Source organism: Streptomyces sp. CA-249302 (assembly GCF_050936785.1).
GTDB lineage: Bacteria > Actinomycetota > Actinomycetes > Streptomycetales > Streptomycetaceae > Streptomyces.
Window position 1 is genome coordinate 5597250 of the sequence record NZ_JBNJMG010000001.1, and the last position, 24934, is coordinate 5622183.

At 70.9% G+C, this 24934-nt stretch carries 20 protein-coding genes and 1 pseudogene; 12 read left to right on the plus strand and 9 right to left on the minus strand.

Annotated features, from left to right (window positions below):
* The 6 genes from pstA to pstB all read left to right on the plus strand — a co-directional run bounded on the left by pstA (position 1) and on the right by pstB (position 9583).
* Positions 1-1263: a phosphate ABC transporter permease PstA gene (gene pstA / locus ACQEWB_RS25185; protein WP_432834663.1), complete on the plus strand. Its 1263-nt coding sequence runs from the start codon at positions 1-3 to the stop codon at positions 1261-1263.
* Positions 1263-2909: a phosphate ABC transporter substrate-binding protein PstS gene (gene pstS / locus ACQEWB_RS25190; protein ID WP_432834665.1), complete on the plus strand. Its 1647-nt coding sequence runs from the start codon at positions 1263-1265 to the stop codon at positions 2907-2909. The genes pstA and pstS overlap by 1 nt, the downstream gene beginning before the upstream one ends.
* A complete protein-coding gene (locus ACQEWB_RS25195; protein ID WP_432834667.1) occupies positions 2906-5524 on the plus strand; it encodes a hypothetical protein in 2619 nt (872 codons plus the stop codon). Before pstS ends, ACQEWB_RS25195 begins: the two co-directional genes overlap by 4 nt.
* Before the next feature lie 128 nt (positions 5525-5652).
* Complete coding sequence (locus ACQEWB_RS25200) at positions 5653-7650, plus strand: Ig-like domain repeat protein (RefSeq protein WP_432834669.1); 1998 nt, start codon at positions 5653-5655, stop codon at positions 7648-7650.
* 89 nt (positions 7651-7739) lie between these two features.
* Positions 7740-8630: a sortase gene (locus ACQEWB_RS25205; protein WP_432834671.1), complete on the plus strand. Its 891-nt coding sequence runs from the start codon at positions 7740-7742 to the stop codon at positions 8628-8630.
* A gap of 116 nt (positions 8631-8746) precedes the next feature.
* On the plus strand, positions 8747-9583 hold the full coding sequence (gene pstB / locus ACQEWB_RS25210; protein WP_432844001.1) for a phosphate ABC transporter ATP-binding protein PstB: 837 nt from the start codon (positions 8747-8749) through the stop codon (positions 9581-9583).
* Between the two features lie 4 nt (positions 9584-9587).
* On the opposite strand, the gene ACQEWB_RS25215 is transcribed toward pstB, so the two are convergent.
* Entirely contained in the window at positions 9588-10427 is an 840-nt protein-coding gene (locus tag ACQEWB_RS25215) for a LysR family transcriptional regulator (protein WP_432834673.1), read from the minus strand.
* 120 nt (positions 10428-10547) lie between these two features.
* Here ACQEWB_RS25215 and ACQEWB_RS25220 point away from each other — a divergent pair, with 120 nt between their 5' ends.
* Complete coding sequence (locus tag ACQEWB_RS25220; protein ID WP_432834675.1) at positions 10548-11273, plus strand: SDR family oxidoreductase; 726 nt, start codon at positions 10548-10550, stop codon at positions 11271-11273.
* Positions 11274-11351: 78 nt separating this feature from the next.
* Here the strand turns inward: ACQEWB_RS25220 and ACQEWB_RS25225 are convergent, their stop codons facing one another.
* The 4 genes and pseudogenes from ACQEWB_RS25225 to ACQEWB_RS25240 all read right to left on the minus strand — a co-directional run bounded on the left by ACQEWB_RS25225 (position 11352) and on the right by ACQEWB_RS25240 (position 15473).
* Complete coding sequence (locus ACQEWB_RS25225; protein WP_432834677.1) at positions 11352-11792, minus strand: hypothetical protein; 441 nt, start codon at positions 11790-11792, stop codon at positions 11352-11354.
* Positions 11793-12266: 474 nt separating this feature from the next.
* Positions 12267-13262, minus strand: coding sequence for a hypothetical protein (locus ACQEWB_RS25230; RefSeq protein ID WP_432834679.1), 996 nt, complete (start codon positions 13260-13262; stop codon positions 12267-12269).
* A gap of 149 nt (positions 13263-13411) precedes the next feature.
* A pseudogene (locus ACQEWB_RS25235) lies at positions 13412-14552 on the minus strand (cytochrome P450 family protein).
* A 63-nt stretch (positions 14553-14615) separates the two neighbouring features.
* Positions 14616-15473 (minus strand): patatin-like phospholipase family protein, encoded by an 858-nt coding sequence (locus ACQEWB_RS25240; protein ID WP_432834681.1) that lies wholly within the window; start codon positions 15471-15473, stop codon positions 14616-14618.
* 131 nt (positions 15474-15604) lie between these two features.
* On the opposite strand from ACQEWB_RS25240, the gene ACQEWB_RS25245 reads away from it, so the two are divergent.
* Both ACQEWB_RS25245 and ACQEWB_RS25250 read left to right on the plus strand, forming a co-directional pair.
* Positions 15605-16291 (plus strand): TetR/AcrR family transcriptional regulator, encoded by a 687-nt coding sequence (locus ACQEWB_RS25245; RefSeq protein WP_432834683.1) that lies wholly within the window; start codon positions 15605-15607, stop codon positions 16289-16291.
* Between the two features lie 283 nt (positions 16292-16574).
* A complete protein-coding gene (locus ACQEWB_RS25250) occupies positions 16575-17036 on the plus strand; it encodes a DUF4328 domain-containing protein (protein ID WP_432834685.1) in 462 nt (153 codons plus the stop codon).
* Positions 17037-17069: 33 nt separating this feature from the next.
* Here the strand turns inward: ACQEWB_RS25250 and ACQEWB_RS25255 are convergent, their stop codons facing one another.
* Both ACQEWB_RS25255 and ACQEWB_RS25260 read right to left on the minus strand, forming a co-directional pair.
* On the minus strand, positions 17070-17978 hold the full coding sequence (locus ACQEWB_RS25255; RefSeq protein WP_432834687.1) for an SCO2400 family protein: 909 nt from the start codon (positions 17976-17978) through the stop codon (positions 17070-17072).
* A 348-nt stretch (positions 17979-18326) separates the two neighbouring features.
* Positions 18327-19394, minus strand: a complete 1068-nt coding sequence (locus tag ACQEWB_RS25260; RefSeq protein WP_432834689.1) for a chitinase — start codon at positions 19392-19394, stop codon at positions 18327-18329.
* A gap of 240 nt (positions 19395-19634) precedes the next feature.
* Here ACQEWB_RS25260 and ACQEWB_RS25265 point away from each other — a divergent pair, with 240 nt between their 5' ends.
* Entirely contained in the window at positions 19635-20771 is a 1137-nt protein-coding gene (locus ACQEWB_RS25265) for a sugar ABC transporter substrate-binding protein (RefSeq protein WP_432834691.1), read from the plus strand.
* A gap of 7 nt (positions 20772-20778) precedes the next feature.
* Here ACQEWB_RS25265 and ACQEWB_RS25270 read toward each other — a convergent pair whose 3' ends face one another.
* Entirely contained in the window at positions 20779-21570 is a 792-nt protein-coding gene (locus ACQEWB_RS25270; protein WP_432834693.1) for an SAM-dependent methyltransferase, read from the minus strand.
* A gap of 139 nt (positions 21571-21709) precedes the next feature.
* The gene (locus tag ACQEWB_RS25275) at positions 21710-23029 is read right to left on the minus strand and encodes a hypothetical protein (protein WP_432834695.1); all 1320 of its coding nucleotides are present in this window, start codon (positions 23027-23029) and stop codon (positions 21710-21712) included.
* Positions 23030-23094: 65 nt separating this feature from the next.
* Between ACQEWB_RS25275 and ACQEWB_RS25280 the strand changes: the two genes are divergently transcribed.
* Positions 23095-24384, plus strand: a complete 1290-nt coding sequence (locus ACQEWB_RS25280; protein ID WP_432834697.1) for a molybdopterin-dependent oxidoreductase — start codon at positions 23095-23097, stop codon at positions 24382-24384.
* The gene (locus ACQEWB_RS25285) at positions 24384-24848 is read left to right on the plus strand and encodes a hypothetical protein (RefSeq protein ID WP_432834699.1); all 465 of its coding nucleotides are present in this window, start codon (positions 24384-24386) and stop codon (positions 24846-24848) included. Before ACQEWB_RS25280 ends, ACQEWB_RS25285 begins: the two co-directional genes overlap by 1 nt.
* Positions 24849-24934: the final 86 nt, after the last annotated feature.

Consider the following 24934-nt stretch of genomic DNA (forward strand, 5'->3'; position numbering starts at 1 on the left):
ATGACCGTCGTGGAAGAGGCCGGTGTGCGAACCGGCCAGGCGGAAGCCGCGGTCGAGGCGGCTCCCGCAGCCCCTGAACTCCCCGACCGCCCACGCCGTATCGGCGGGCTCACCCGCTCCGGTGTGCTGTCCCTGTTCGGCGCGGCGGCCTCCGGCCTGTGCGTGGCGGTGCTGCTGTTCGGCGAACTCGCGCCGTTCTCGGGCGGGTTGGGCTTCTTCGTCACGGCGTACACCGCCTTCCTGCTCGTCTACGCCGTGCTGACCGGCCTGGAGGAGGACGGGCAGGCGGTACGGGACCGGGTGATGACGGTCGTGCTGTGGACGGCGGCCGGGCTGCTGTTCACCGCGCTCGCCCTGGTCGTCGGCTTCACCGCCTGGCGCGGCCGGGAGGCCCTGCCGCACGGCAACTTCTTCACCCAGGACATGCAGGCGGCGGGCCCGCTGGACCCGCTGACCAACGGCGGCATCGCGCACGCCATGCTCGGCACGCTCATCATGATCACCATCGCGCTGGCCATCACGGTCCCGCTGGGCCTGGCCTGCGCGGTCTACCTCAACCAGATCCCGGGCCGCTTCCCCCGCTTCGTCCGCACGATCGTCGAGGCGATGACCGCGCTGCCCTCCATCGTCGCCGGTCTGATGGTGTACGCGACCTGGATCCTCGGCCTCGGCATGCAGAAGTCGGGCCTCGCGGCGGGCTTCGCGATCAGCGTGATGATGCTGCCGATCGTGATCCGCGCGGCGGACGTGGTGCTGCGCCTGGTCCCGGGCAACCTGACCGAGGCGGCGGAGGCGCTCGGCGCACCGCGCTGGCGCACGGTCTGGCACGTGGTCCTGCCGACGGCCCGCTCGGGCCTGGCGACGGCGGTCATCCTCGGCACGGCGAGAGGCATCGGCGAAACGTCCCCGGTCCTCCTGACGGCAGGCTTCACGGCAGCCCTGAACGCGGACCCGACCAGCGGCCCGATGATCTCCCTCCCCCTGGCGGTCTTCAACTTCGTCCGCTCCCCCGAGCCGACGATGATCGCGCGGGGTTTCGGGGCGGCGGCGGTGCTGATGGCGCTGGTGCTGGTGCTCTTCGCGATCGCGCGGGTCATCGGCGGCCGGGGGCCGGGCCACCAGAGCAAGAGGCAGGCGCGGAGGGCGGCGAGGGCATCCCGACAGGACCTCGAAAGGTTCGACGAGCTCAACGCCGCCAGGGGCGCGGGGAACTGCGCGACCAGCCACAACGAACCCGCACCCGAAAACGGAGACCGCCACTGATGATCAACGCCCTCAGACGGCTCGGCATCCTGGCCGTACTGCTCAGCGTCCTCGGTGTCGGCGCTCCCACGGTCGCCACCGCCGACTCCTACACCCCCATCGCCGGCGCCGGCTCCACCTGGGCGGAGAACGCCGTCGACGAATGGCGCCGCGCCGTCAACCAGTACGGCATGCGCATCAGCTACGCCGGCACCGGTTCCTCGGACGGTCGCCGCCAGTTCCTGAGCGGCACCGTCGACTTCGCGGTCTCCGACATCCCCTTCCAGACCCACCCCACCGACGGCAGCGCGGCCGAACGCCCGGCGTCCGGCAGCTACGCCTACATGCCGATCGTCGCCGGCGGCACCGTCTTCATGTACCACCTGACCGTCAACGGCAAGCGGGTCGACAACCTCCGCCTCTCCGGCGACGTCGTCACCAAGATCTTCACCGGTGTCATCAAGACCTGGGACGACGCGGCGATCAAGGCCGACAACCCCGGCATCCAGCTCCCGCACCGCACGATCGTCCCGGTCGTCCGCTCCGACGGCTCGGGATCGACCGCCCAGTTCACGATGTGGATGGCCAACCAGCACAAGGCGCTGTGGAACGCGTACTGCGCCAAGGTCGGCCGCTCGGGCGCGTGCGGGCAGACGTCGTACTACCCGACCGTCTCGGGCATGATCGCCCAGTCCGGCGACCTCGGCGTCGCGGGTTACGTCGCGCAGAACTACGGCGAGGGCGCGATCGGTTACGTCAACTACTCGTACGCCCTCAACGCGCACTATCCGGTCGCCAAGATCCTCAACCACGCGGGCTACTACACCGAGCCCACCCCGCAGAACGTGGCGGTCTCCCTCCTCAAGGCGAAGATCAACACAAACAAGAGCTCGGCGGACTACCTCACCCAGCAGCTCGACGGCGTCTACAACGACAGCGACCGCCGCAACTACCCGCTCTCCAGCTACTCGTACATGATCCTGCCGCTCAAGGAGCAGGGCACCTTCACCAAGGCCAAGGGCAAGACGCTCGGCGCGTTCTCGTACTACTTCATGTGCCAGGGCCAGCAGCAGGCGCCCGACCTCGGCTACTCGCCGCTGCCGATCAACCTCGTGCAGGCCGGCTTCGACCAGATCCGCCGGATCCCGGGCGTGAAGACGCAGAACATCAACATCAAGGGCTGCAACAACCCGACCTTCACCGCGAGCGGCCGCAACCGGCTCGCGGAGACGGCCCCGTACCCCAAGGCCTGCGACAAGAAGGGCGCCGCGCCCTGCACGACGGGCAGCGGTGGTGCCAAGTCCGGTAGTGGGAGCGGGAGTTCGGGCGGTGGCAGCGGTACGACGGGCGGGTCGACCGGCGGGACGGGCGCGAGCGGCGGGGGCGGTACGGCGGCCGGCGGCGCGTCCGGCGGCAGCGGTCAGCCGTCCGTCGACCCCGACACCGGCCAGACCCTGTCCCCGGACGGCAGCGGCAGCGGCAGCGCGGCCACGGCCACCGGCGGCACCATCGCCCTGGCCCAGCCGGTCGCGGTCGCGGGTCGCAGCGGCTGGACCAGCACGCAGACGCTGATGCTGCTGGCCGCCTTCCTGGTCCTCGGGCTGATCCTGCTGCCCTCGATCGTCTCGCGGCTCATCGGCCGTGCCTCGGACGGGAGTTCGCGATGAATCAGGTACTTCCGGTACGTCGGATCAGACGTCTGCTGCTCCGGGTCGTCGCCGGTGCCACCGTCGGCGCGCTCGCCGGTTTCGCGGTCGCGCAGTCCGCGCCGCCCGCCACGGCGGCGAGCGGATCGGCCGTCACCGTCTCCGGGCGGGGCGAGTTCAAGGACATGAGGTTCACGGTCTCGCAGACCAGCCGGCTCACCAGCCAGGCGATCACGGTCTCCTGGACCGGTGGCGCCTCGACGAGCTTCGCGGGCACGCAGTTCGACACCGACTTCGTGCAGATCATGCAGTGCTGGGGCGACGACGACGGCACGGTCGCGGCCAACCCCGGCCCGCCGCGCACCCAGTGCCAGTACGGGGCCTCGCCGACGACCGACCGTTCCAGCTGGCCCGGCAACGACTACGACGACACCCGCAAGGTCTTCTACAGCGCCGAACCCACCAACTACGGCCAGGACAACCGGTACGGGGCCGCCAACCCGAACGCGCCCGGCGAGGTCCCCTTCAAGTCGGTGGACGGCACGACCATCACCACCAACACCCAGAACAACCAGTTCTTCAACCGCAACACCACCAACGAGGTCGACTTCGCCCGCACCGGCGCCGACGGCACGGGTTCCGAGTTCTTCGAGGTGCAGACGGCGAACGAGGCCCCGCACCTCGGCTGCGGCGCCCCGGTGAAGACCAACGGCGTGACCAAGCCGCGCAGTTGCTGGCTGGTGATCGTCCCGCAGGGCCACCTCGACCTGGACGGCAAGCCGTACGCCGACACCAGCCAGGTCAACGCGGGCTCCCCGGTCTCCTCCACCAACTGGGCCAACCGCGTCGCGATCCCGCTCCACTTCAACTCCGTCGGCACCAACTGCGCGCTCGGCGCGAAGGAGCGCGCGACCACCGGCAGCGAGCTGGCGGCCGACGCGATGACCAGCTGGCAGGCGGCCCTGTGCCCGACCGGGAAGGTGTACAGCTACACCGAGATGGGCGAGCCCGACGCCCGCTCCCGGCTGAGCAACGACGGCTCCTCCGGACTCACCTTCACCACCCGGGCGTTGGGCGCCGACGCCAGCTCGGCCGCGCCCTCGGACACCACGACGTACGCGCCCGTCGCGCTCTCCGGAGCCGTCATCGGCTTCACCATCGAGCGAAGACCGAAGGCCGACGCACCCGCCTCGGTCGAGAAGCTCGCCGGCACCAAGGTCATGTCGATCAGGCTGACCCCGCGCCTGGTCGCCAAGCTGCTCACCGAGTCGTACCGCAACTCCGCCTGGGGCGCCGTGATCAGCGGCACCGCCGCCAAGGGCTACGGCTGGGCGAGGAGCAACCCGGCCGGTATGGCGAGCGACCCCGAGTTCATCGCCCTGAACCCGGAGTTCGCGTACCTCTCGGTCTCCGAGACGCCGGCCACCGACACCGACCTGATGACCTCCCTCGGCCACACCGACAGCGCCCGCGCGCTGTGGCAGTGGATCGACTCGGACAAGGAGGCCCGGCAGTTCCTCGCCGGTGTCCCCGACGACGACGGGATGCGGGTCAACCCGTACTACAGCACCAACGCCGACCTGAACCCGACCGGCGCCGCCTTCGACCCGTCGAACCTCGACGAGTACCCGAAGAGCGACCCTTGGTGCACGATCCCGCCCGGCACCGGCGCCACCCTCAAGCAGTGCATGACCGACTTCCACCCGTACGTCGAGGACATGCACGCCGGCGCCCTGCACACCCGGCGCGCCGACACCCTCTGGAAGTCCAGCTGGGACGCCCTCGCCAGCCCGCCGGCCTTCAAGAGCCCCGGTCCGCAGAACGTTGGCTCCCGCTTCGTCGTCACCATCACGGACGCCGCCTCGGCGGCCCGCTACGGCCTCCAGACCGCCCGACTCCGCAACGCGGCGGGCAAGTTCGTCGCCCCGACGACCGCCTCCCTGACCGCCGCCGCGAACAGCGCCACCGGCAAGAACGCCGCCGAGATCACCCCGTCGGGTGCCAGGGCGAAGGGCGCCTACCCGCTGGCCCAGCTGGTCTACGCGGCCGTACGCCCGGCCAAGCTGAAGGCCGACGCCCGCGAGGACTACGCGGCCCTGCTCAAGTACGCCGCCAACTCCGGGCAAATCAGCGGCGCCGACCCGGGCCGCCTGCCCGCCGGTTACGCCCCGCTCTCCGCCAAGCAGCGGGCGCGGACGGTCGCCGCGGCGGACGCGGTGCTCCATTACAAGGGGAGCGCTGCGGGGGGCGGTTCGGGGTCGTCCGGGGGCTCGACCGGGGGTGACTCGGGGTCGGGCACGGGAGCCGACGGCGGTACGAGCGGTTCGGCGGCCGACGGTGGTACGGGTGCGGGGGCCGACGGCGGTGCGAGTGCCTCGCCGAGCGCCTCCGCCTCGTACGACGGTGGGAAGGCCCTGCAGACCACGGCCGCGGGTACGACGCCGGCCGACCCGGCCAATCCGCTGCGTTACGCCGTGCCGGTCGGTGCGGTGCTCGGTGCGGTGGCCGGGGCCGGGGCGCCCTTTGCGGGCGGGCGTCGGCTTCGGGTTCCGGCACGGCTACGAAGCGGGTCGGAGACGGTTCTACGCCGTCTGCGAGTGCGTCGTGGCTGGTCGCGCAGTTCCCCGCGCCCCTAAAGGGGCGCTGCACCTCACGGAGTTCGAGAACTCCCCACAGACGGCCGTCCGCCCCGAAAGGCAGTCGGGGCGGACGGCCCGTACCACCCTGCCAGATCAACCCCTTCGCACAGTCACGGAGACTCTCCATGCGCACTACGCGCTACACGGCGACGCTGGTCGCCGCCGCCGTGGTGGCCGGCGGCCTGGCTCTGTCGAGCCCGGCGTACGCCGACCCCACCCCCGCCGGGACCTTCCGCCAGCTCGTCGGCGTGGGCTCCGACACCACCCAGGACGTGCTCAACGCGCTGGCCGGCGACACCGTCAACAGCATCAGCTACGCCACCACCGCCGTGAAGTCGACGTCCGGCGCGGGTGTCGCCTCCTACGACGCGATCGAGCCCGGCACCGGCTCGACCACGTCGAAGATCACCACCCGCTCCGGTGGGCCGTCCTTCGCGCGGCCGAACGGCTCCGGCAACGGCCGTATCGCCCTCACGAAGTCGCTGACCGGCGAGGCGTACCCGGACTCCTCCGGTGTCGCCGTCAAGGGGCAGGTCGACTTCGCCCGCTCCTCCGGCGGCCCGTCCGCGTCGGGCACCGCGCTCACCTACGTCCCGATGGCGCGCGACGCCGTCGGTGTCGCGGTGCGCGGCTCGGCGCTCGACACGCTCACCGTGCAGCAGCTGCACGACATCTACAACGGCAGCCTGACCACGGTGAACGGCCAGACCGTGCACCCGCGGATCCCGCAGTCCGGCTCCGGCACCCGCAAGTTCTTCCTGAACGCGATCGGCCTCCAGGAGACCGAGCTCACCTCCAACGTCACGGTCGTCCAGGAGAACCAGGGCAACGCCGCGCTCACCGAGGACGGCGCCCTCGTCCCGTTCTCCGTCGGCAGCTGGATCGCCCAGAACAACGGCGTCTCGCCCGACTACACCAAGACCTCGGCCGCCGCGGGCGGTCACCTGGCCGCCGTCCAGCTGCCCGGCGACAGCGGCGCCACCAGCCCGGTGACCACGGTCAACGGCAAGCTCGCGCCGGTCAACGCGTACTACGAGAACTCCACCTTCGGCCGCGACGTCTACAACGTCGTCCCGACCCGCGCGGTGGACCCGACGAGCGTCTTCTTCGACAAGGACCTCTACGACGTCTTCGTCACCAGCGGCAGCCACACCGCCGCGCTGGCCTCCGACGCCGCCGAGGGCGTCATCTCCTCCTTCGGCTTCGTCAACGAGTCCTACAACGGCTCGGTCAACCTGGCCAAGCACGCCAAGCAGGGCGGCCTGGAGGGCACCGGCATCTCCACCGCCGTACCGGCCGCCCCGGCTGTGAAGGCCTCGCTGGGCGACCAGAGCGTCAAGCTCAGCTGGACCGCCCCCGACGCGACCGCGCTGCCGCTGACCGACTACCGCGTCACGCTGTACGGCTCGGACGGCGCCGTCGTGGCCGCCAAGGACCTGCCGGCCACCACGACCTCGGTGAGCTTCACGGGCCTGGCCATCGGCAAGTACACGGCCACGGTCACCGGCAACAACCTCAGTGGCACGGGTGCGGCGGCCAACTGGGCCGGCGCGGTCAAGTACAAGAGCTCCACCACCGCCTCCGTCTCCACCACCGCCTACGGCAAGACCCCGAAGGTCGCCGTCACGGTCACCGGCAGCCACGGCGTGAAGCCGACCGGCAAGGTCACCGTGAAGGAGGGCTCCACGGTCCTCGGCACGGGCACGCTGGACGCCACCACCGGCAAGGTCACGGTCTCCCTCTCGAACCACCTCAAGGTGGCCTCGCACTCGCTGACCGTCTCCTACCCCGGTACCAGCAAGCTGCTGTCGTCCTCGGCGACCGCGACCCTCAAGGTCACCAAGGCCACCGCGTCCGTCAGCAGCACCGCGCCCGCCACGGTCGGCCACACCGCGCACGCCAAGGTCACCGTCAAGGTCACGGCCACCGGCACCACCCCCGGCGGCACGGTGAAGATCTACGACGGCACCAAGGTCATCGCCACCGGCACGCTGGGCGCCGGCAAGGTCACCATCACGCTGCCGAAGCTGGCCAAGGGCAAGCACACCCTGCACGCCACCTACACGGGCTCCTCGACGGTGAACGCCAAGACCGGCGCGAACTTCGTCATCAAGTCCACCTGATCCATCTCCCCACGGGCTGCCGGGGAGGGCCCCTCCTCCCCGGCAGCCCCCTTCGGAACTCCCGAACCTCGCGAAGGAGGCGGGCCGCCGTGACGGTCGCCGTAACACTCACGCTGCCGCGCGTGCCGAGCGTCACCGTGGTCCGCCATCTCGCCCGGGGCGGCCTGCTGAGCCTGGCCGCCCTGCTCCTCGGCATCACCGCACAGCTGCTGTTGATCAGCGGCGTCCAGGAACACTCCGCGCAGCACGCCGCGTTCGACGAGCTGCGCGGTCAACTCGCCCTGGGGACCGCCCCGGTGGCGCAGACCGACCAGGACGGGAAGCTGCTCGCGCCGGGCACCCCGGTCGCGATCGTCGACATCCCCAGGCTGGGGATGAGCCAGGTGGTCCTGGAGGGCACGGACTCGTCCGTCCTGACCGACGGGCCCGGCCACCGCCGGGACACCCCGATGCCGGGCCAGGCCGGCACCAGCGTGCTGATGGGCCGCGCCGCGGCCTACGGCGGTCCTTTCGGGAAGCTGGGTTCGCTGACCGAGGGCGACAAGTTCACCGTGATCACCGGGCAGGGCAAGGCGACGTACCAGGTCCTGGACGTCCGCCGGGCCGGCGACGAGGCGCCCGCGCCGCTCGCCACCGGCAAGGGCCGGCTGGTCCTGGTCACCGCCACCGGCGCCCGCTTCATGCCGGCCGGAGTGCTCCGTGTCGACGCCGACCTGGTCTCCGCGCCCTTCCAGACGCCGTCGGCGGTGATCCGCTCCGGCACGCTCCCGGACTCCGAGGAGCCCCTCGCCCGCCCCTCGGGGGTGCCCTGGCCGCTGGTGATGTGGCTTCAGGCGCTGCTGCTGGCCGCCGTGGCCGCAGTGTGGGCCTGGCACCGCTGGGGCCGCCACCAGACGTGGATCGTCTTCGCGCCGGTCGTCGCGGTGCTCGGCCTCCAGGTCGCCACGCGCATGACCGAACTCCTCCCCAACCTGCTGTGACCGCATCCCCCGAGGTGACCGACGTGACCGAACTGACCGACGCGAGCGGCTCGCCCGCCGACGCGACCCAGCCCTTGACCAAGGTGACCGACGCTGCGGCCGCCGCGACCGACCCCATGACCGACACGGTGGTCCTGCCGCCGGTGGCCACCGTTTCCGCGGGGACCGCCGGCGCCGCTCCCGCCACCCTCGAAGCGCGGTCCGTCTCGGCCTGGTTCGGCAGCCACCAGGTGCTCAGCCAGGTGTCGCTGACCATGCCCGCGGGCCGGGTGACGGCACTGATCGGACCGTCCGGCTGCGGCAAGTCGACGTTCCTGCGCACGCTGAACCGCATGCACGAGCTGGTCCCGTCCGCGCAGTTCGGCGGCGAGGTGCTGTTCGAGGGCGAGGACATCTACGACCCGTCGTGGCGACTGACGGACGCGCGCCGCCGTATCGGCATGGTCTTCCAGAAGCCGAACCCGTTCCCAGCGATGTCGATCTACGACAACGTGGTGGCGGGCCTGCGCCTGACCGGAACGCGCGCCGGCCGTCGCGAGAAGGACGAGCTGGTCGAGGAGTCCCTGTCCCGGGCGGGCCTGTGGAAGGAGGTCCGCGACCGCCTCCGCAAGCCGGGTGGCGCCCTCTCCGGCGGCCAGCAGCAACGCCTGTGCATCGCAAGGGCGTTGGCGGTACGCCCCCGGGTGCTGCTGATGGACGAACCGTGCTCGGCCCTGGACCCCACGTCCACCCGCCGCGTCGAGGAAACGATCCACGAACTGGCCGACCAGGTGACGGTCGTCATCGTCACCCACAACATGCAACAGGCCGCCCGGGTCTCCCAGCAGTGCGCCTTCTTCCTGGCCGAACAGGGCACGCCGGGCGGAATCGTCGAGTCAGGGCCGACGACGGACATCTTCGGCACCCCGAACGACCCGCGCACGGCGGACTATGTGGCGGGGCGCTTCGGCTGACGGGTCAGAAACCGGTCGCGGCCCGGACGAGCCCGGCGACGGCCCGGGACCGGCTGTGGGGCGGCCAGGCGATGACGGTGGTGACGGGCGGGGCGTCCGACACGGGTACGGCGACGAGACCGTCACGCAGTTGGGACCGGCAGGACTCCGGCGCGATCCAGCACGCGCGGCCGAGTGCGATCAGCTGGAAGAGCTGGGCGTGGTCGCGTGCCTGGGGTCCGGGGCCGTCCGGATACGTGCCGTCGGGGCCGGGCCAGCGGGGCAGCGGCAGGCCGGGCAGGCCGGTGACCTCGGCCGTGCGGACATGGGGCCGGGCGGTCAGGGGATGCCCGCCCGGCAGGATCACGACCTGCCTCTCCGTGCGGAGTTCCTCCGTGTCGAAGCCGGCCGTCGAGTCGAACGGCAGGTGCAGCAGCGCCACGTCGGCCCGGCCGTCGCGCAGCATGCGTTCCTGTTCGCCGATCCCGCACAGAAGCAGGTCGACGGTGACCGCGTCGGGTTCGGCGGCGTAGGCGTCGAGGAGTTTCGCCAGCAGCTCGCCGGAGGCGCCGGCCTTGGTGGCGAGGACCACGCCGGGGTGGCCGGCGGCGGCACGGCGGGTACGGCGCTCGGCGGCCTCTACGGCGTCCAGTGCGGCGCGGGCCTCGCGCAGGAGCACGGACCCGGCACCGGTGAGCGCGACCGCGCGGCTGGTCCGCTCCAACAGGGTTGCCCCGAGGCGCCGTTCGAGCCGACTGATCGCCCGCGACAACGGGGGCTGCGCCATCCCGAGCCGCTCGGCGGCCCGCCCGAAGTGCAGCTCCTCGGCGACCGCCACGAAGTACCGCAACTCCCGCGTCTCCACACCGTCATGCTACCGAGGCGACCGGTATCGACACCCGACCAGGATCCATACCCGGGCGGTATCGATGCCCACCCGATCGGTGTTGGCCGATCCGGTCCGGGCCCGACCAGGATCGACGGTATGAACGAACAGACCGTCGCGCTGGTGACCGGCGCGAACAAGGGGATCGGATACGAGATCGCGGCGGGCCTGGGCGCGCTCGGCCGGCGGATCGGCGTGGGCGCCCGGGACGAGGAGCGCCGCTCGACCGCGGTGGCGAAGCTGCGGGCGGCCGGCGTCGACGCGTTCGCCGTACCGCTGGACGTGACGGACGACGCGAGCGTGACCGCGGCGGCCGAGCTGATCGAGGCCCGCGCCGGACGCCTGGACGTGCTGGTCAACAACGCGGGGATCACCGGCAACGCACCTCAGCTGCCCACCACGGTCGACGTCTCGACGGTCCGAACGGCCGTGGAGACGAACGTGATCGGCGTAATCCGAGTCACCAACGCGATGTTGCCGCTGCTCCGCCGCTCCCCGTCCCCCCGGATCGTCAACATGTCCAGCAGCGTCGGCTCCCTGACCCTCCAGACCACCCCCGGCGCCGAGGTGGGCCCGATCGCCGTGGCCTACTCCCCGTCGAAGACGTTCCTCAACGCGGTGACGGTCCAGTACGCCAAGGAACTGCACGACACGAACATCCTGATCAACGCCGCCTGCCCCGGCTACTGCGCAACCGACCTCAACGGCTTCCGGGGCGTCCGCACCCCGGAGCAGGGCGCGGCGATAGCCCTCCACCTCGCGACCCTGCCCGACGACGGCCCGACCGGAGGCTTCTTCGAGGACGCGGGGGAGGTGGCTTGGTGACTGAACTCCTATCTGTGTCCGGGGAGTTGGTGTGGAGCCCGAGCGGGCAGCCCTCGGAATCTCGAGGACGACTGGACGTCAGATGCGGCTGAGCGCCTTACCCGCCTCGTAGATGGTTGGCCGGTCTGCGTCGACCGCTGGCCTCAGCCTCTCGTTGGACGGCTCGTGGGGCGTCTGCTTCGTCGTGGACGAGGCAGCCGCGGTACGGAAAGTCGTAGCCCTCAGATGCACGTCCGCCCTGGGCAAGGGCAAGGGCGAGGCCGATGCGGTGTGCGCCTGGACGCCGCCCAAGGCCACGCTGAGCTGCGGTTCGATCGACGATCCTGGCCGACGAAACGGCTCCCACAGCCGGTACAGGTCGGCGAGGTTGACCAGTCCGAGGCGGAGTAGCACGGCTCCTTCGCGCGTGGGGGCGACGGCGGTCCAGGGCTGGGCGGACCACTCAGCCGTGGCCTCGATCGGAGGGCCGACTTTGGCGACGTGGTGCTGAGCCGTCGGCATGAGCGCGTCGAGCACCACGATCGGCAGCCCAGGTGGTGACCCGGACAACGTCTGCTCTCTTTCTGGGCGGGCGGCTGCCGTCCGAGACCAGGAAGGCGACCCTCTGGTCCGCGATCCACTCGGCCCGCCGGCGCGACCGCCCGTTGTGGGCGACCACGCGGTGGGCGAGGGTCTCGAACAGTTCCTCACCAGCCACCGCGCGATCGGTGCACTGATCGTTCGCCGTCGCTGTCATGGCATGGGAGCCACCTCAACGTGTGTGGCTCCCATCGATTTAGGCGTGCGGCACAGCTCGGACGCCAAGGTCATATGCCATGGAGCCAAGGCACAGCACCACGAACGGCCATAGTGAGTCGGGCGGAATGACGCCGGCGACCATGGTGGTGGTGACTATTCCCGTGCTGGCCATTGCGGTGAACGCCGGACCGCTGGGTGCATTCGGCAGGATGCCTCGGGTGACCCGTTGCAAGTCGCACATTTCCCCCTGGCAGGTCATGACACACCAGCCACGGCATTGGATGCGGCTTGTGCGCGTGCGATGTACTCCTTTCCGAGGCGCTTCAACTTACGTCGGACCCGTTCGCCAAACGTTTCGGGGAACTGCTCGGAAAGCGCCGCCTGTTGCCAGCTGAGATCCGGTGCTTCGGCCCATCTCGTCGCCACGATCGCTTCGTCGGGTGCGAGTCCGTGCAGCACAGTATTGACCCGACTCTCGTGCTCGTTGTGCAAGACCTCCGTCTCTGGAGTTCGATGCTCAACGAGCAGGTCTCGCACGGTCAGGTCGCCCCCCACCGGCCGGCTGAGCAATGAGGTCCGTCTGCCGTTCACCTTGCGCTCCCAGAGCGGTTGAAGGTGCCGATGCTCGATCTGAGTGTGGCTCTTCAAGAGATCCACTACGGCCGGGTCACGGAGAGTGCCCCTGCCGAGGCTCTTCACCCATTCGCCCAGCAATGCCATTTCCACCGCGTCGCGCCATCGCTCTGGATGGTTCACGCCGAGCCAGATCCGGCTGAACTCGTCGACCGCTTCGTGATCGCCCTCGATGGCGGCGTTGCGCGCTGTCAGGGCGGCGAGCAGGGCTTCGCGAGTGATGGGGGTGAGTTGCGGCCCGCAGGCATTGGCGAGCATGAGCAGAGCCTCGGAGATGAGGTTCACTGACGAATGTGCGACATCGGCGGCGTCGTCACGGGAGTATCGCGTAAGCCGTGAGCACTGCTTGTTCCCCTTGGTCGGACAGCTGGGGCACATGGACCGAAGGTAGACGTTCTCTTCCTCAAGTCGCTCCCTGGTGTCCTGGATTCGCTTGAGGATTCGCATGACAAGTGCTTCTGGGGCCATCGATGGATCAAGTGGGGGGAGAGGGGCGGGAGGGCGAATGCGGCCGCTGCCGCGCGGATCTGCGAGATCCTCCTCGAACTGTTTTGCTGTTGAGATGGCGAACTCATGCAGATCGCTTGCGTCGTCCACTCCAACGAAGATGGTGATCAACTGTGCGGCTCCTTGGCGAGAGGTCGGGACAAGGCTCGTACCTCTAGGCCCGGGAGCCCGTATCACCGGCAAAAAATCTTGATGGCCCCGGTGTGTTGCGTGTCACATTCCTGCTGGCGCGTTGTAGTCCGCCGAAGTCGTTCCTCCAACTAGTCGTATATCACCGGTAGTTGCGTAAGTCTCCGCAATAGGGGGCTGGTTCGCCAGGTGAGTTGGGTCGGGTCCGTGGCGAAGGCCATGACCCGGCGTTGTCGTATGAGCAGGCTCAGGGCAGTCGTCGCCTCCGCGCGGGCCAGCGGAGCGCCCAGGCAGTGGTGGAGGCCGTGGCCGAAGGCCAGGTGGGGTTGGGAGCGGCGGGTCACGGTGAAACGGTCGGGGTCGGGGAAGTGGTGGGGGTCTCGGGAGGCCGCGGCAAGGGAGATCTGGACTGTGTCGCCGGCGGGGATGTGGGTGCCGGCCAGGTTCAGGGGCTCGGCGGCGAAACGGAATGCCGTGGCGTGTACGGGGGTGCTGTGGCGTAGGGACTCCTCCACTGCTGCCGGGATGAGGTTCAAGTTCGCTCGCAGGAGCGCCAGTTGGTCCGGGTGGAGGAGGCGGGCGTGCACCGTCGCCGAGATCAGGTTGACCGTCGTTTCGTGGCCCGCGACCAGGAGGAGGAAGGCCATGCCCAGGAGTTCGTCCGGGGTGAGGTCGGGGGCTGTGCCGAGGCCAGGTCGCTCAGCAGGGTGCCGTCCGGGGCGGCGGCTTTTCGGGTGGTCAGGGTGGTGAGGTAGTCGGCCAGTGCGGCGGACGCCTCCGTCGCCGCCTCCGGCGTGGTGGGCATGACCAGTTCGTTCGACCAGGTGTGGAAGGGGGCGCGGTCTGTTGGCGGGACGCCCAGTAGGTCGCAGATCACTGTGACCGGGAGGGGGAGGGCGGCGAGGGGTTTGGTTGCCGTCGCTTCGATTCCCGGTCGTAGTGCGGCTATGCGGCCCGGCGTGAAGTGCCGCGCCACCAGGCCGCGCAGGCTGGTGTGTTGGGGTGGGTCGCTCTGCAGCATGTTGTGGCCCGAGGCGTGGCCGCCGTCGGAACGCCAGGTCGAGGAGTGCCGGATGTCGTTGCGCAGGCGAGGATCGGTGAGTGCGGTGCGGGCCGTGTCCCGGGTCAGCACCAGCCAGCACTCCCCGCTTTCGGGGACGAGGACACGGTGCACGGGCCTTTGGCGCGCAGGGCTGCGTAGACGGGGTACGGGTCGGCCGCGAAGTCGTGGTCGGCGGGGGCCAGTTCCTGGAGGGTGGGGGCGGCGGGCATAGGAGTGCCTTTCGTGGGTGGCCGAGGGGTGGAGTGACTGGGAGGGGGTGCCTGGTGTGGGGCCTACCGCCCGCTCCCGTGCCACACCTCGGCCACCGATTCCGCCACCGCCGTCGCCTGGGTGTAGCCCGCGCGGGCCGCTGCCGGGACGTGGGAGTTCGCGGTCATGTTGCGGCCCATCGCTCGGCGGGCGGTGGGGTCGGGGGTCAGGAGGGATACGGCGGTTCCCTCGGCCGTGAGGTCTGCCGCCTGGTGGGCCGCGCTCGGGTGGGGGCCAACTGCGGTCGGGACGGGGGCGATGGCCAGTACCCTGGCGTATCCGCGGGCCAGTTGGAGGTTGGCGGTGGTGCGGCTGCCGCCGTCGATCCAGTGGCGGCCCGCCAGTTCCATCGGGGGCCAGATCAGCGGGACGGCACAACTCGCGGCGACCGCTTCGACCAGCCCCGCCTTGCCGCCTGCCTCGAACGCCCCCACCTCTCCCGTGCGAGCGTCCACCGCCGCGATGCGCAGCGCCCGCGTCGGCCACTCCGTCGCCCCGCGCAGCAACTGCCGCACCGCAGAGGTCATTTCGGTCGCCGGAGTGGCGGTGCGAGCCGTCAGTGCGGCGCGGCCCAGGCGTCGTATCGACTGCTCGGGGTCGCGGGAGCCGAGGACGGCCCAGAGGAAGCGGAGGGTCTGGAGGGTGGTGACGTTCAGGTGGATGCCGTCGGCGCCGGACAGTTGGCGCTCGTACAGCTCACGTGGGGGTTGGCCGCAGGCCAGGCGGGTGCCGAAGATCGCGCCTGCCGAGGTGCCGATCACCACGTCCGCGCGGTCGGGGTCGATGCCCGCGTCCGTGAGCCCGGCGAGCACGCCCGTCAGCCATGCGCCGCCGACCGGACCTCCGCCACCAAGTACTAATGCCGTCCCGTTCTCGCTCACGCCACAGCCTTCCGAGGGAAAGAAGTGAAGTGGGGAGTGCTCCCCGTTTCAGCTGTCGACGATAACATCAGTACCGGGGAGTGCTCCCCACTTCATTCGCGAGGTGTCTCGGAAGCTGTCTGGAGGGTGCAATGACCGGCGTCGATGGCGCGGACAAGGGCGAGGACGAGGCTCCGCTGAGGCGGGACGCGCGGCGTAACCGGGGGCTCTTGGTGGCGGCGGCCCACGAGGTGTTCGCCGAGCTGGGACTGGAGGCGCCGTTCGACGTGATCGCGCGCCGAGCCGGCGTCGGCAACGCCACGCTCTACCGGCACTTCCCGACCCGCGCCGCCCTCGTCGACGCCGTCTTCCGTGACCAACTCGGCGGGACGACCGCCGCGGGCGAGTTGGCCCGGACCGCGCCGGACGCCTGGACCGGCCTGAACGTCTACCTCCGAGCCGTCTTCGGCACGCTCGCCGCCGACCGTGGCACCAACGACCTCATGACCACCCGTATCCAGGGCGTCGAGGCCCTGGACTCCGTGCACGCGCACAACCGGCGGACGCTGGAGATCCTGCTGGAGCGCGGGCGGGAGGAGGGCACGGTGCGGGCGGACGTCAGCACGGAGGACGTCCTGTTCGGCCTGGCCGCACTCGGGCGTGCCGTGCCGGCCCTGACCGCCGCGACCACGCCGGACGCCTGGCAGCGGCCCCTCGCCCTCTTCCTCGACAGCCTGCGCCGGGCACCGGTTCCCCTCCCGGGCTCCCCCCTCGACGGCGACCAACTGGCCGACGCGCTACGGGAACTGGGTCCGCACCGGACATCAAACGGCGCGTGAAAGAGCCGTGAAAGCCCTCGGCGTGTGCATGTCGGCCTGGCGGGACTCTCCTCGTGTCCGCGAGGATGCCCCGGTGAACGAGCACATAGCATCCCCCGCCGCCGCTCCCCCTCCCGCGGCCCCCGCCCTCCGTCCGGTCCGTCGGGCTGGTCTGTTCGCTCAGGGGGCCCTCGGGCTCGCCGCTGCCGGATGGGCGCTGCGGGCCCTCTGGGAGGTACGGCTCGCTGTCGCGGGGGAGCCTGCCTCCGGGCCGCCGGATCAGGGGGGCGGGGTCCATCGGCCGTTGAACTCGCTCGAGGACTCGTACCACCTCGTCAGTACGGGGGCCGGTCTCGCCGCGATGGTGTGCGTGTTCGCGTTCCTGGGGTGGGTGTGGCGGATTCGGGACAACGGGATCGCGCTGTCCGGGACCCGGCCGCGTTACGCGGGGATCTGGGTCTACCTCGGATGGATCGTGCCCGTCGTGAACCTGTGGTTCCCGCGCGGGATCATCGCCGACGCCTACCGGGCGAGCGCGCCCGGTGCGCGGCTGCCGTGGTCGCTGAACGTGTGGTGGGGGCTGTGGCTGGTCGGCCTGGCAAGCGGCGTCGGTCTGGTCTACTCCGACTCCACCGACAAGGTCATCGCCCGTGCCTACGACGACGTGTGGCAGCTCCTGGCGGCCGACGCGGCCCTCATCGGCGCGGCCGTCGCCGGCATCCTCATGGTGCGTGCCGTCACCGCCGTACAGCGGCAGGCAGGTTGAGCCGGGTGCCCGGGCGACCGGGCGCCCCGGCTGTCAGCTCACGCAGATCAGGTTGAGTACGCAGAGGCCCGACGGGGACGTCGAGTCGGAGCTGGTGTCGGAGGATCCGGTTCCGGTGGATTCCGACGTGCCCGAGGTGGACGTCGAGGTCGAAGTCGAGCTTCCTGAACTCGTGCTCGTGCTCGTTCCCGTGGTGTCCGTGGACGTCGAGGACGCCGTCGACGCTGAAGTCGATGTCGAGGTCGAGCCGGTGGTCGATGTCGTCGTGCTCTGCTGGGCGGACGCCGTCGTGGGGGTCGAGTTCGGGGTCGCGGCCGTGTAGGGCTGCGTCTTCGCCGACTCCGTGTGTGCCGCGCTGCCGGTGGCCGAACTCTGCTTCCCCGAGCCGGAGTTGGAGGCCTCCGTCGTGTCCGGCTTGCGGTGCTTGCCGGTGCCGGGGGCGATCGACTGGGTCGACTGGTCCGCCGGGAGTTCGTCGGTGCCCATGCTGGAGAGGTCCGTGGCTGTCGTCGCCTCGGCGCGCTGGCCGTTGCCGCCGCGGTCCATCGAGGCGACGGTCAGGCCGCCGCCGACCAGGGCGACGGCGGTCGCCACGACGGCTCGGCGCTGGTTTTTCTTCCAGCGGGCCCGCTGCCGGCGCCGGGCCGCGCGGCCCGCGGGCACGGTCGCCGGGGCGCCGATCTCCACGTCACCGCCGAGGTCCGCGAATCCCTCGTCGTCGGCGTCCGTGAAGACACCGCCTTCGGCGCGCCCGTGGCCGTACGCACCGGAGGCGGGCGCCGCGGCCGGACCCGACCCCGATCCCGGCCACATGGCCGCGGTGGCGGGCGCCGTACGCCCATGTCGTCCGGTCATCGGTGCGATGTCCGGGGCGTAGGCACCGCAACCGGGGCACACCAGGGCGCCGTTGAGGTGCCGGCGGCACGAGGAGCAGTAGTCCATCCGCTGTCTTCCTGACGGTTAGCTGACGGTTCGCACGTGAGAATCGAACGGGCGCCAACGGTAGCGGTGGGTTCGCAAGACTGTGTGAGGTCTGTGTGGGCCTCCTGCGCGGATTCTCTGCACACCACGTGCCCGGACCGCGAACTCCCAGCTCAGCGCCGGAATTTCCAGGTGGTCGAGGTGTCCGTGACCCTGATCACGGCCGGATTGTGCACTTGGTGCACCCGGCCCGCACTGCGATGGACTGCGCGCACTGCGGAGCACGCCACCGACGACGGCCGCGGCGGCACCCAACTGCCCGCCGCGGCCCCGGGGAGGTACGGGCGGTGTCCCCCCCGGGCTGAGCCCCTAGCGGCTCGTGAAGCGGGCGAAGGTGTGGCTGAAGTACCAGGTGTCCTGGGCGATCCCGGAGCAGTCGTTGGCGCCGGCGGTGCCCACGCAGTTGCCGTTGTCGCGCTGGAGGGCCCAGAAGGAGAGGGTGTTGATGCCCGTGGCCTCGGCCCACCGCTCGACCTTCACGGCGTCCGCGGTCGTGAACGTCTCCTCGGGGCCGAAGTCGTCGATGCCGGGCATCTCGGTGACGCCGACCATGCGCCACAGCTGCGCCGGGCTCTTCTTCGGGTAGAGGGCGGCGAGTTGGCCGTACAGACCGGTGGCGGCGGTCCTGGTGTCGGCGGCCATGTCGTGCGTGGCGCCGTCCCAGTAGTCGAAGGTCATGATGTTGACGACGTCCACGCGCGCGTGGTTGTCGACGGCGTTCTGGAGAAGGGCCACACCGCTGGCGACCAGGCCGGTGGTGGACGTCGGGAGCGTGTACGAGAACTGGACGTGCCGGTCGGTGCGTTCGGCCCAGCGCTGCACCTGCGCGATGGCCTTGTTGCGGCGGTCGATGGCGGCCGTGTTGCCGCTGGAGTCGGCCTCGATGTCGAGGTCGATACGGGTGATGCCGTACGTCGTCACCAGGCTCTCGTAGACCTTGGCGATCGCGTCGACGTCGGTGCAGCTGTCGGCGAGTTCGGTGCCGGTGGTGTCGGCGCCGTAGCCGCCGAAGGACGGGATGACGTCGCCGCCGCGGGCCTGGATGGCGGCGATGTCCGCGCCGAAGGAGGACCTGTCGATGGGAAGGGTGGTGTCGCCGTTCCAGTAGGCGGTGCACGAACCCGGCTTGTCCGTCTGGAGGAAGGCCATGGTCAGGTACTTGTTGCCGGAGGCGGCGGCCAGCTGGGCGGGGCTCTCGCCGGTCCAGGCCTCGAAGTACGGGGCGGAGACGTGGGCGGGGAGGGGCCGGGCCTGGTGCGAGGCCGTGGCCTCGGCGGCGAGGGCGCCACCGCCGCCGAGGGCGACCAGCCCAGCGGACAGGCCGGTGACGGTGACACAGGACAGCAGCGCGCGAAGCAGCGGACGAGGTCGTCTCATTGACGCTCCCAGGGAGGCGGAAGGGAGGGGGGTGGGGACGAGCAGCGACCATCTTTGGACTAGACCATTCAACTGTCAAGGTTCTTTACAGTTAACAGACCCGGGATGAGGAGATTCGGTAGGGAAGTGGGGGACGACAACCGGATGTCTTGACGTGGTCTCCACGAGCCCGTTGGCTCTCAGTCTCTTGGTGGCCCCGCAGCGCGTCCGCCAGTTCTTTCGCCCGGAAGGCACCCGCACGTGAACGTTCGAACCCCCCGCAGATCCACCCCGGTTCGCATTTCCCTCCCCCTCCTCGCCTGCGCGTCGGCCCTGTCGCTCACCGCCTGCGGGGTCGTGGACGGCGTCACCGGAAGCAGCGGGGCCTCGGCGCCGAACAACCGCAAGGACATCAAGGTGGGGCTGCTCCTGCCGGACAAGGACACGGCGCGGTTCGAGCGGTTCGACTACCCCCTGATCAAGGCCCGGGTCGCCTCCCTCACCAGCGGCAAGGGCAAGGTCGTCTACTCCAACGCCGAGGCCAGCGCGGCCACCCAGAGCAAGCAGTTCGGGCAGCTGATCGCCGACAAGGTGGACGTGATCCTCGTCGACGCGGTGGACTCCAAGGCCATCGGGGCGGACGTGAAGAAGGCCAAGGACGCCGGGATCCCGGTCATCGCCTACGACCGGCTCGCGCAGGGTCCGATCGACGCGTACGTCTCGCACGACAACGAGCTCGTCGGCGAGGTGCAGGGCCGCGCGATCGTCGACGCGCTCGGCACCAAGGCCGAGACCAGCAAGGTCGTCATGATGAACGGCTCGCCCGCCGACCCCAACACCGAGCTCTTCAAGGACGGCGCGCTCAGCGAGCTCAAGGGCCGGGTGGTCATCGCCAAGTCGTACGACACCAAGGAGTGGCTGCCGTCGGTCGCCAAGGCCAACATGCAGAAGGCGATCCAGTCCATCGGGCTGAACGACATCGCCGCGGTGTACTCCGCCAACGACGGGATGGCGGGGGCCGTCATCGAGGCGCTGGAGCAGGCCGGCGCGACGAAGCTGCCGCCGGTGACCGGGCAGGACGCCAACCTCGACGCGGTGCAGCGGATCGTGGCCGGCGAGCAGACCATGACGGTCTACAAGTCCTTCCTGCTGGAGGCGACCAACGCGGCGGACATGGCCGTGTACAAGGTGCAGGGGCGTGACATCGCCTTCGACGCGCTGACCCAGGACACGGTGGACAGCCCGACGAAGAAGGACATCCCGGCGATGCTGGTGCCGGTGGTCGCGCTCACGAAGGACAACATCGAGGACACCGTGATCAAGGACGGCGTCTACACGGTCAAGGACATCTGCACGGCGAAGTACGCGGCGGACTGCTCGGCGATCGGACTGAAGTGACCGCCGTTCAGCGGTCCTTGCGTGCGACCCCGCCGTAGATGCCGATCGGCGGGGCGTCCGGCGCCGGCGGCTCCTCCGGGTGCCAGTCCGTCACCTTCACCACGCCCGGTGGTACGAGGGTGAAGTCGCCGAAGAATTCCTGGACTTCGGCGTGGGTGCGGAGGTTCATCGTGGCCGTCGCCCGGTTGTAGACCTTCGCCGCGTCCTCGCGGCCGTCCTCGTGGGCGTCGCCCGTCGCGTGGGACAGGACCAGGTACGACCCCGTCGGCAGCGCCTCGCGCAGGGTGGTGACGATGCCGTACGGGTCGTCCGCCGCCGAGAGGAAGTGCACGACCGCCACCAGCAGCAGCGCCACCGGCTCGTCGAAGTCGATCACCTCGCGTATCTCGGGGTGGTCGAGGACCGCACGCGGGTCCCGTAGATCGGCGAGGACGACCGAGGTCGCCGTGTCCGCGTCGTCCAGGAGCGCCATGGAGTGGGTGCTGACGATCGGGTCGTTGTCGACGTACGCGATCCGGGTGTCGGGCGCGATGGCGCGGGCCACCTGGTGCACGTTGGGCTCGGTCGGCAGCCCCGTGCCGATGTCGAGGATCTGCCGCACCCCGCCCTCCCCGACGACGTGCCGCACCGCGCGCTGGAGGAAGCGCCGGTTGGCGCGGACGCCCTCCCGCACCTCGGGCGCCGCCCTGATGAACTGCTCGGCGGCCTCCCGGTCGACCTCGTAGTTGTCCTTGCCGCCGAGGAAGTAGTCGTACATCCGCGCCGGATGAGGCTTGCTCGTGTCGATCGGAGAGCTCATGGGTTCTTTCTAACACGCCGACCTGGGCGCGATGGGGTCGCCAACTCCCTGTCCATGCCTGTGTGTTGGTGGCCGCGGAAGGCCACCAGGACCTGATCGTCGTCGGGTTCACGACCCACGCCCCTGGCCGAGGTGAGGTTCACCAGCCCGTGTGCAGAAGGTGGTTGAGCAGCAGCGCCAGCACCGCCTGGGCCGCCAGCCAGGCCCGCGGACGGGTCAGGAACGCGCAGGACGGCAGCAGCCACATCGCGAACGGCAGCCAGATCCGCTCCGTCTCCGCCTTGCTCATGCCGGACAGGTCGGCGGCCAGGAGGGCGAGCAGGGCGGCGGCGACGAGGACGGCGAGGCGGCTGCCGTCGTCCCGACGGACGAGAGCCACGGCGGTGCGGCGCAGGCCGGCCGCCGTGGCCAGGCCCGTGATCAGGACCGTGCAGGCGAGGTTGGCCCAGACCCAGTATCCGTACGGCCGGATCCCGCCCGCACCCTGGTTGTAGCGCGTGACGAGCAGGCGGTACGCCTCCCACCAGTCGAAGCCGGCCAGCGTGAACGCCGTGGGTACGACGGCGACACCGGCGAGCAGCGCCACGAGCAGGAACGGCCGCTCGCGGACGCGGCCCCGGCCCAGCAGCAGGACCGCCGCGCCGATTAGGGCGAAGAGCGTCAGGCCGTACGAGAGATAGCAGGTCAGGCCGAAGAGGAGGCCCGAGCCCGCCGCCCACCAGAGGGAGCGTCCGGTGACGGCGAGGGCGAGCAGCGCCACCGACCAGGACGCGACCGCCGCGAAGTACGCGTCCGCCGAGGTGCCCAGCCACACCGCGGCCGGGGCCAGTGCCAGGAACGGCGCCGCCCGCCGTGCGAGCCCCTCCCCGGCGAGGGCCCGCACGGCGACCAGCACGGCCACGCACGCCGTCGCGCCGACGGTGATGCACCACATCCCGGCCCAGCCGCCGCCCCGCAGCCCGATCCGGTCGAGCAGCACGAAGGTGAGGGTCGACGCCGGGGGATGCCCGGCGACATGGGCGGGCCAGGGGGCCGGGGTGCCCAGGAGGATGTGGTGGGTGAAGTCGCGCAGGGTGCCGGGGATGTCGTGGAAACGGTCGATGACCTGGAGGTATTCGTAGCGGGTGGTGAGCCGGTTCGCGATGCCGCGGCGCCAGCCGTCGACCAGGGCGAGCGAGACGGTCCAGGCGAGCGCGGTCGCCCAGGCCGTCGCCAGCAGGGTCCGCCAGGGCAGGCGGGCGGCGAGGACCGGGCCGTACGCCACCACGGCCGCCGCGACCAGCAGTGCGGCCGGGGTGCCGGGGCCGAGGTGCGGGCCCCAGGTGGCGAAGAGGGGCGGCCACGCGACGAAGAGGGTGTGTTCGGTGTCCTGGATGTGGCGGCCGACCAGGGCGGCCGTGAGGACGAGGAGGGCGGCGGCGAGGACGGCGTACAGATCGCGGAGCAGGGCGCGGTTCACACCGGCACGCTAGGCCGGACGGCGGGCCTCTGACCTGTGCCGGGGCCGGACGTCAGCGTTTCGTCATGGGTCGCGCACCCTCTCTTGGGGTGATCCCGACCTACCGTCGCCGCATGGACGCCCCACGCCTTCCCACCTCGCCGAGCTTCTGGCGCAGCCCCCTGCGAGGCCCCCGCTTCACCTCGGTCCTCGGCCTCGTCCTGCTCGTCGGCATCACCGTGCTCTTCGTGACCGGGCTGCTCTCGTACGCCGCCTACAACCCCGACCTGTCGCCCGTGAACGACAAGACCCCGAACAAGGGCCTTCTCGGCTTCTACCTCTTCGCCTGGCCGACCGACCCGCACTGGCTGTACCGGCTCACCCAGGGCGTCCACGTGACGCTGGGGATCACCCTGATCCCGGTCCTGCTGGCCAAGCTGTGGTCGGTGATCCCGAGGCTGTTCGCCCTGCCCCCGGCCCGCTCGCTCGCCCACGCGCTGGAGCGGATCTCCTTGCTGCTGCTGGTCGGCGGCGGCCTGTTCGAGTTCGTGACGGGCGCCCTCAACGTCCAGCTGGACTACGTCTTCCCGGGCTCCTTCTACCCCCTCCACTTCTACGGCGCGTGGGTGTTCTTCGCCGCGTTCCTCGCGCACGCGGTGCTGAAGACGCCGGCGGCGCTGCGGAACGTGCGGCGGATGCGGGGCGGTCAACCGGCCTCTTCCGAGGGCGAGTTGGTGTCCCCGGACCCGGCGCCCCCGACCGTCTCCCGGCGCGGCGCCCTGTGGTTCGTCGGCGGCGGTTCGGCGCTGCTCTTCGCCACCACCGTCGGGCAGGACTTCGACGGACTGCGCCGCACGGCCCTGCTCGCCCCGCACGGCGGCGCCGATCCCGCGAGCGGCCCGAACGGCTTCCAGATCAACAAGACCGCCGCCTACGCCGGGATCGACCCGGCGGAGACGGGTGCGGAGGCTTGGCGCCTGGTCGTCACGGGACGCACGGGAACGGTCCGCCTCAGCCGCGCCGACCTGGCCCGACTCCCGCTGCACAGCTCGGCGTTGCCCATCGCCTGCGTGGAGGGCTGGTCGACGTCCGACCAGTGGTGGCGGGGTGTACGGCTGCGGGACCTGGCCGCGCTGGTCGGCGAGGGGGACGACCCGCCGGACCTGTTCGTCGAGTCCCTCCAACGGCACGGCGCCTTCCGCCGCGCGGCCCTGCGCGCCAACCAGGTCGCCGACCCGCGCTCCCTGCTCGCCCTCTACGTCAACGGCGAGGACCTGTCCCCCGACCACGGCCACCCGGCCCGCGTCATCGTGCCGGCCGCGCCCGGTGTGCTGAACACCAAGTGGGTGGCCCGGCTGACCTTCGGAGACCTGTGATGCGACGACTCCCGGTGCTCCCGCTCGGCAGCCCCTTCCAACTCCTGCTCCTGGCCTGCTCGTTCGCGCTCGCCGCGTACGCGGGCGTACAACTGCTCGCGGGCGACTGGCTGTCCGTGGCGCTGTGGTTCGTCGGCGCGGCGCTGCTGCACGACCTCGTGCTGCTGCCGCTGTACGCACTGGCGGACCGGGCGGTGGTACGGGGTCTTGAGGCCGGCGGCCGCCGCGAGTGGGCGATGTACGTGCGCGTACCGGCCGCCCTCTCCGGACTGCTCCTGCTGGTGTGGTTCCCGCTGATCAGCGGGATGGTCGACCGGCGCTACCGGTCGGCCACCGCGCTCCCGCCGGACGGCTTCCTGACCCGCTGGCTGCTGATCACGGCCGTACTCTTCGGTGCTTCCGCGCTGCTGCTCGCGCTGCGGGTGCGCAGGGCGACGAAGCGGCGGCCGCCCGCCGTCCACTGAGCGGCGCTCGCCCAGCCGCGTGCGTGACGGAGCAGGGCCGGGGTGCCGAGACGGGCCCAGGGGAAGGGGGCGCCGGTCGCCTCGAA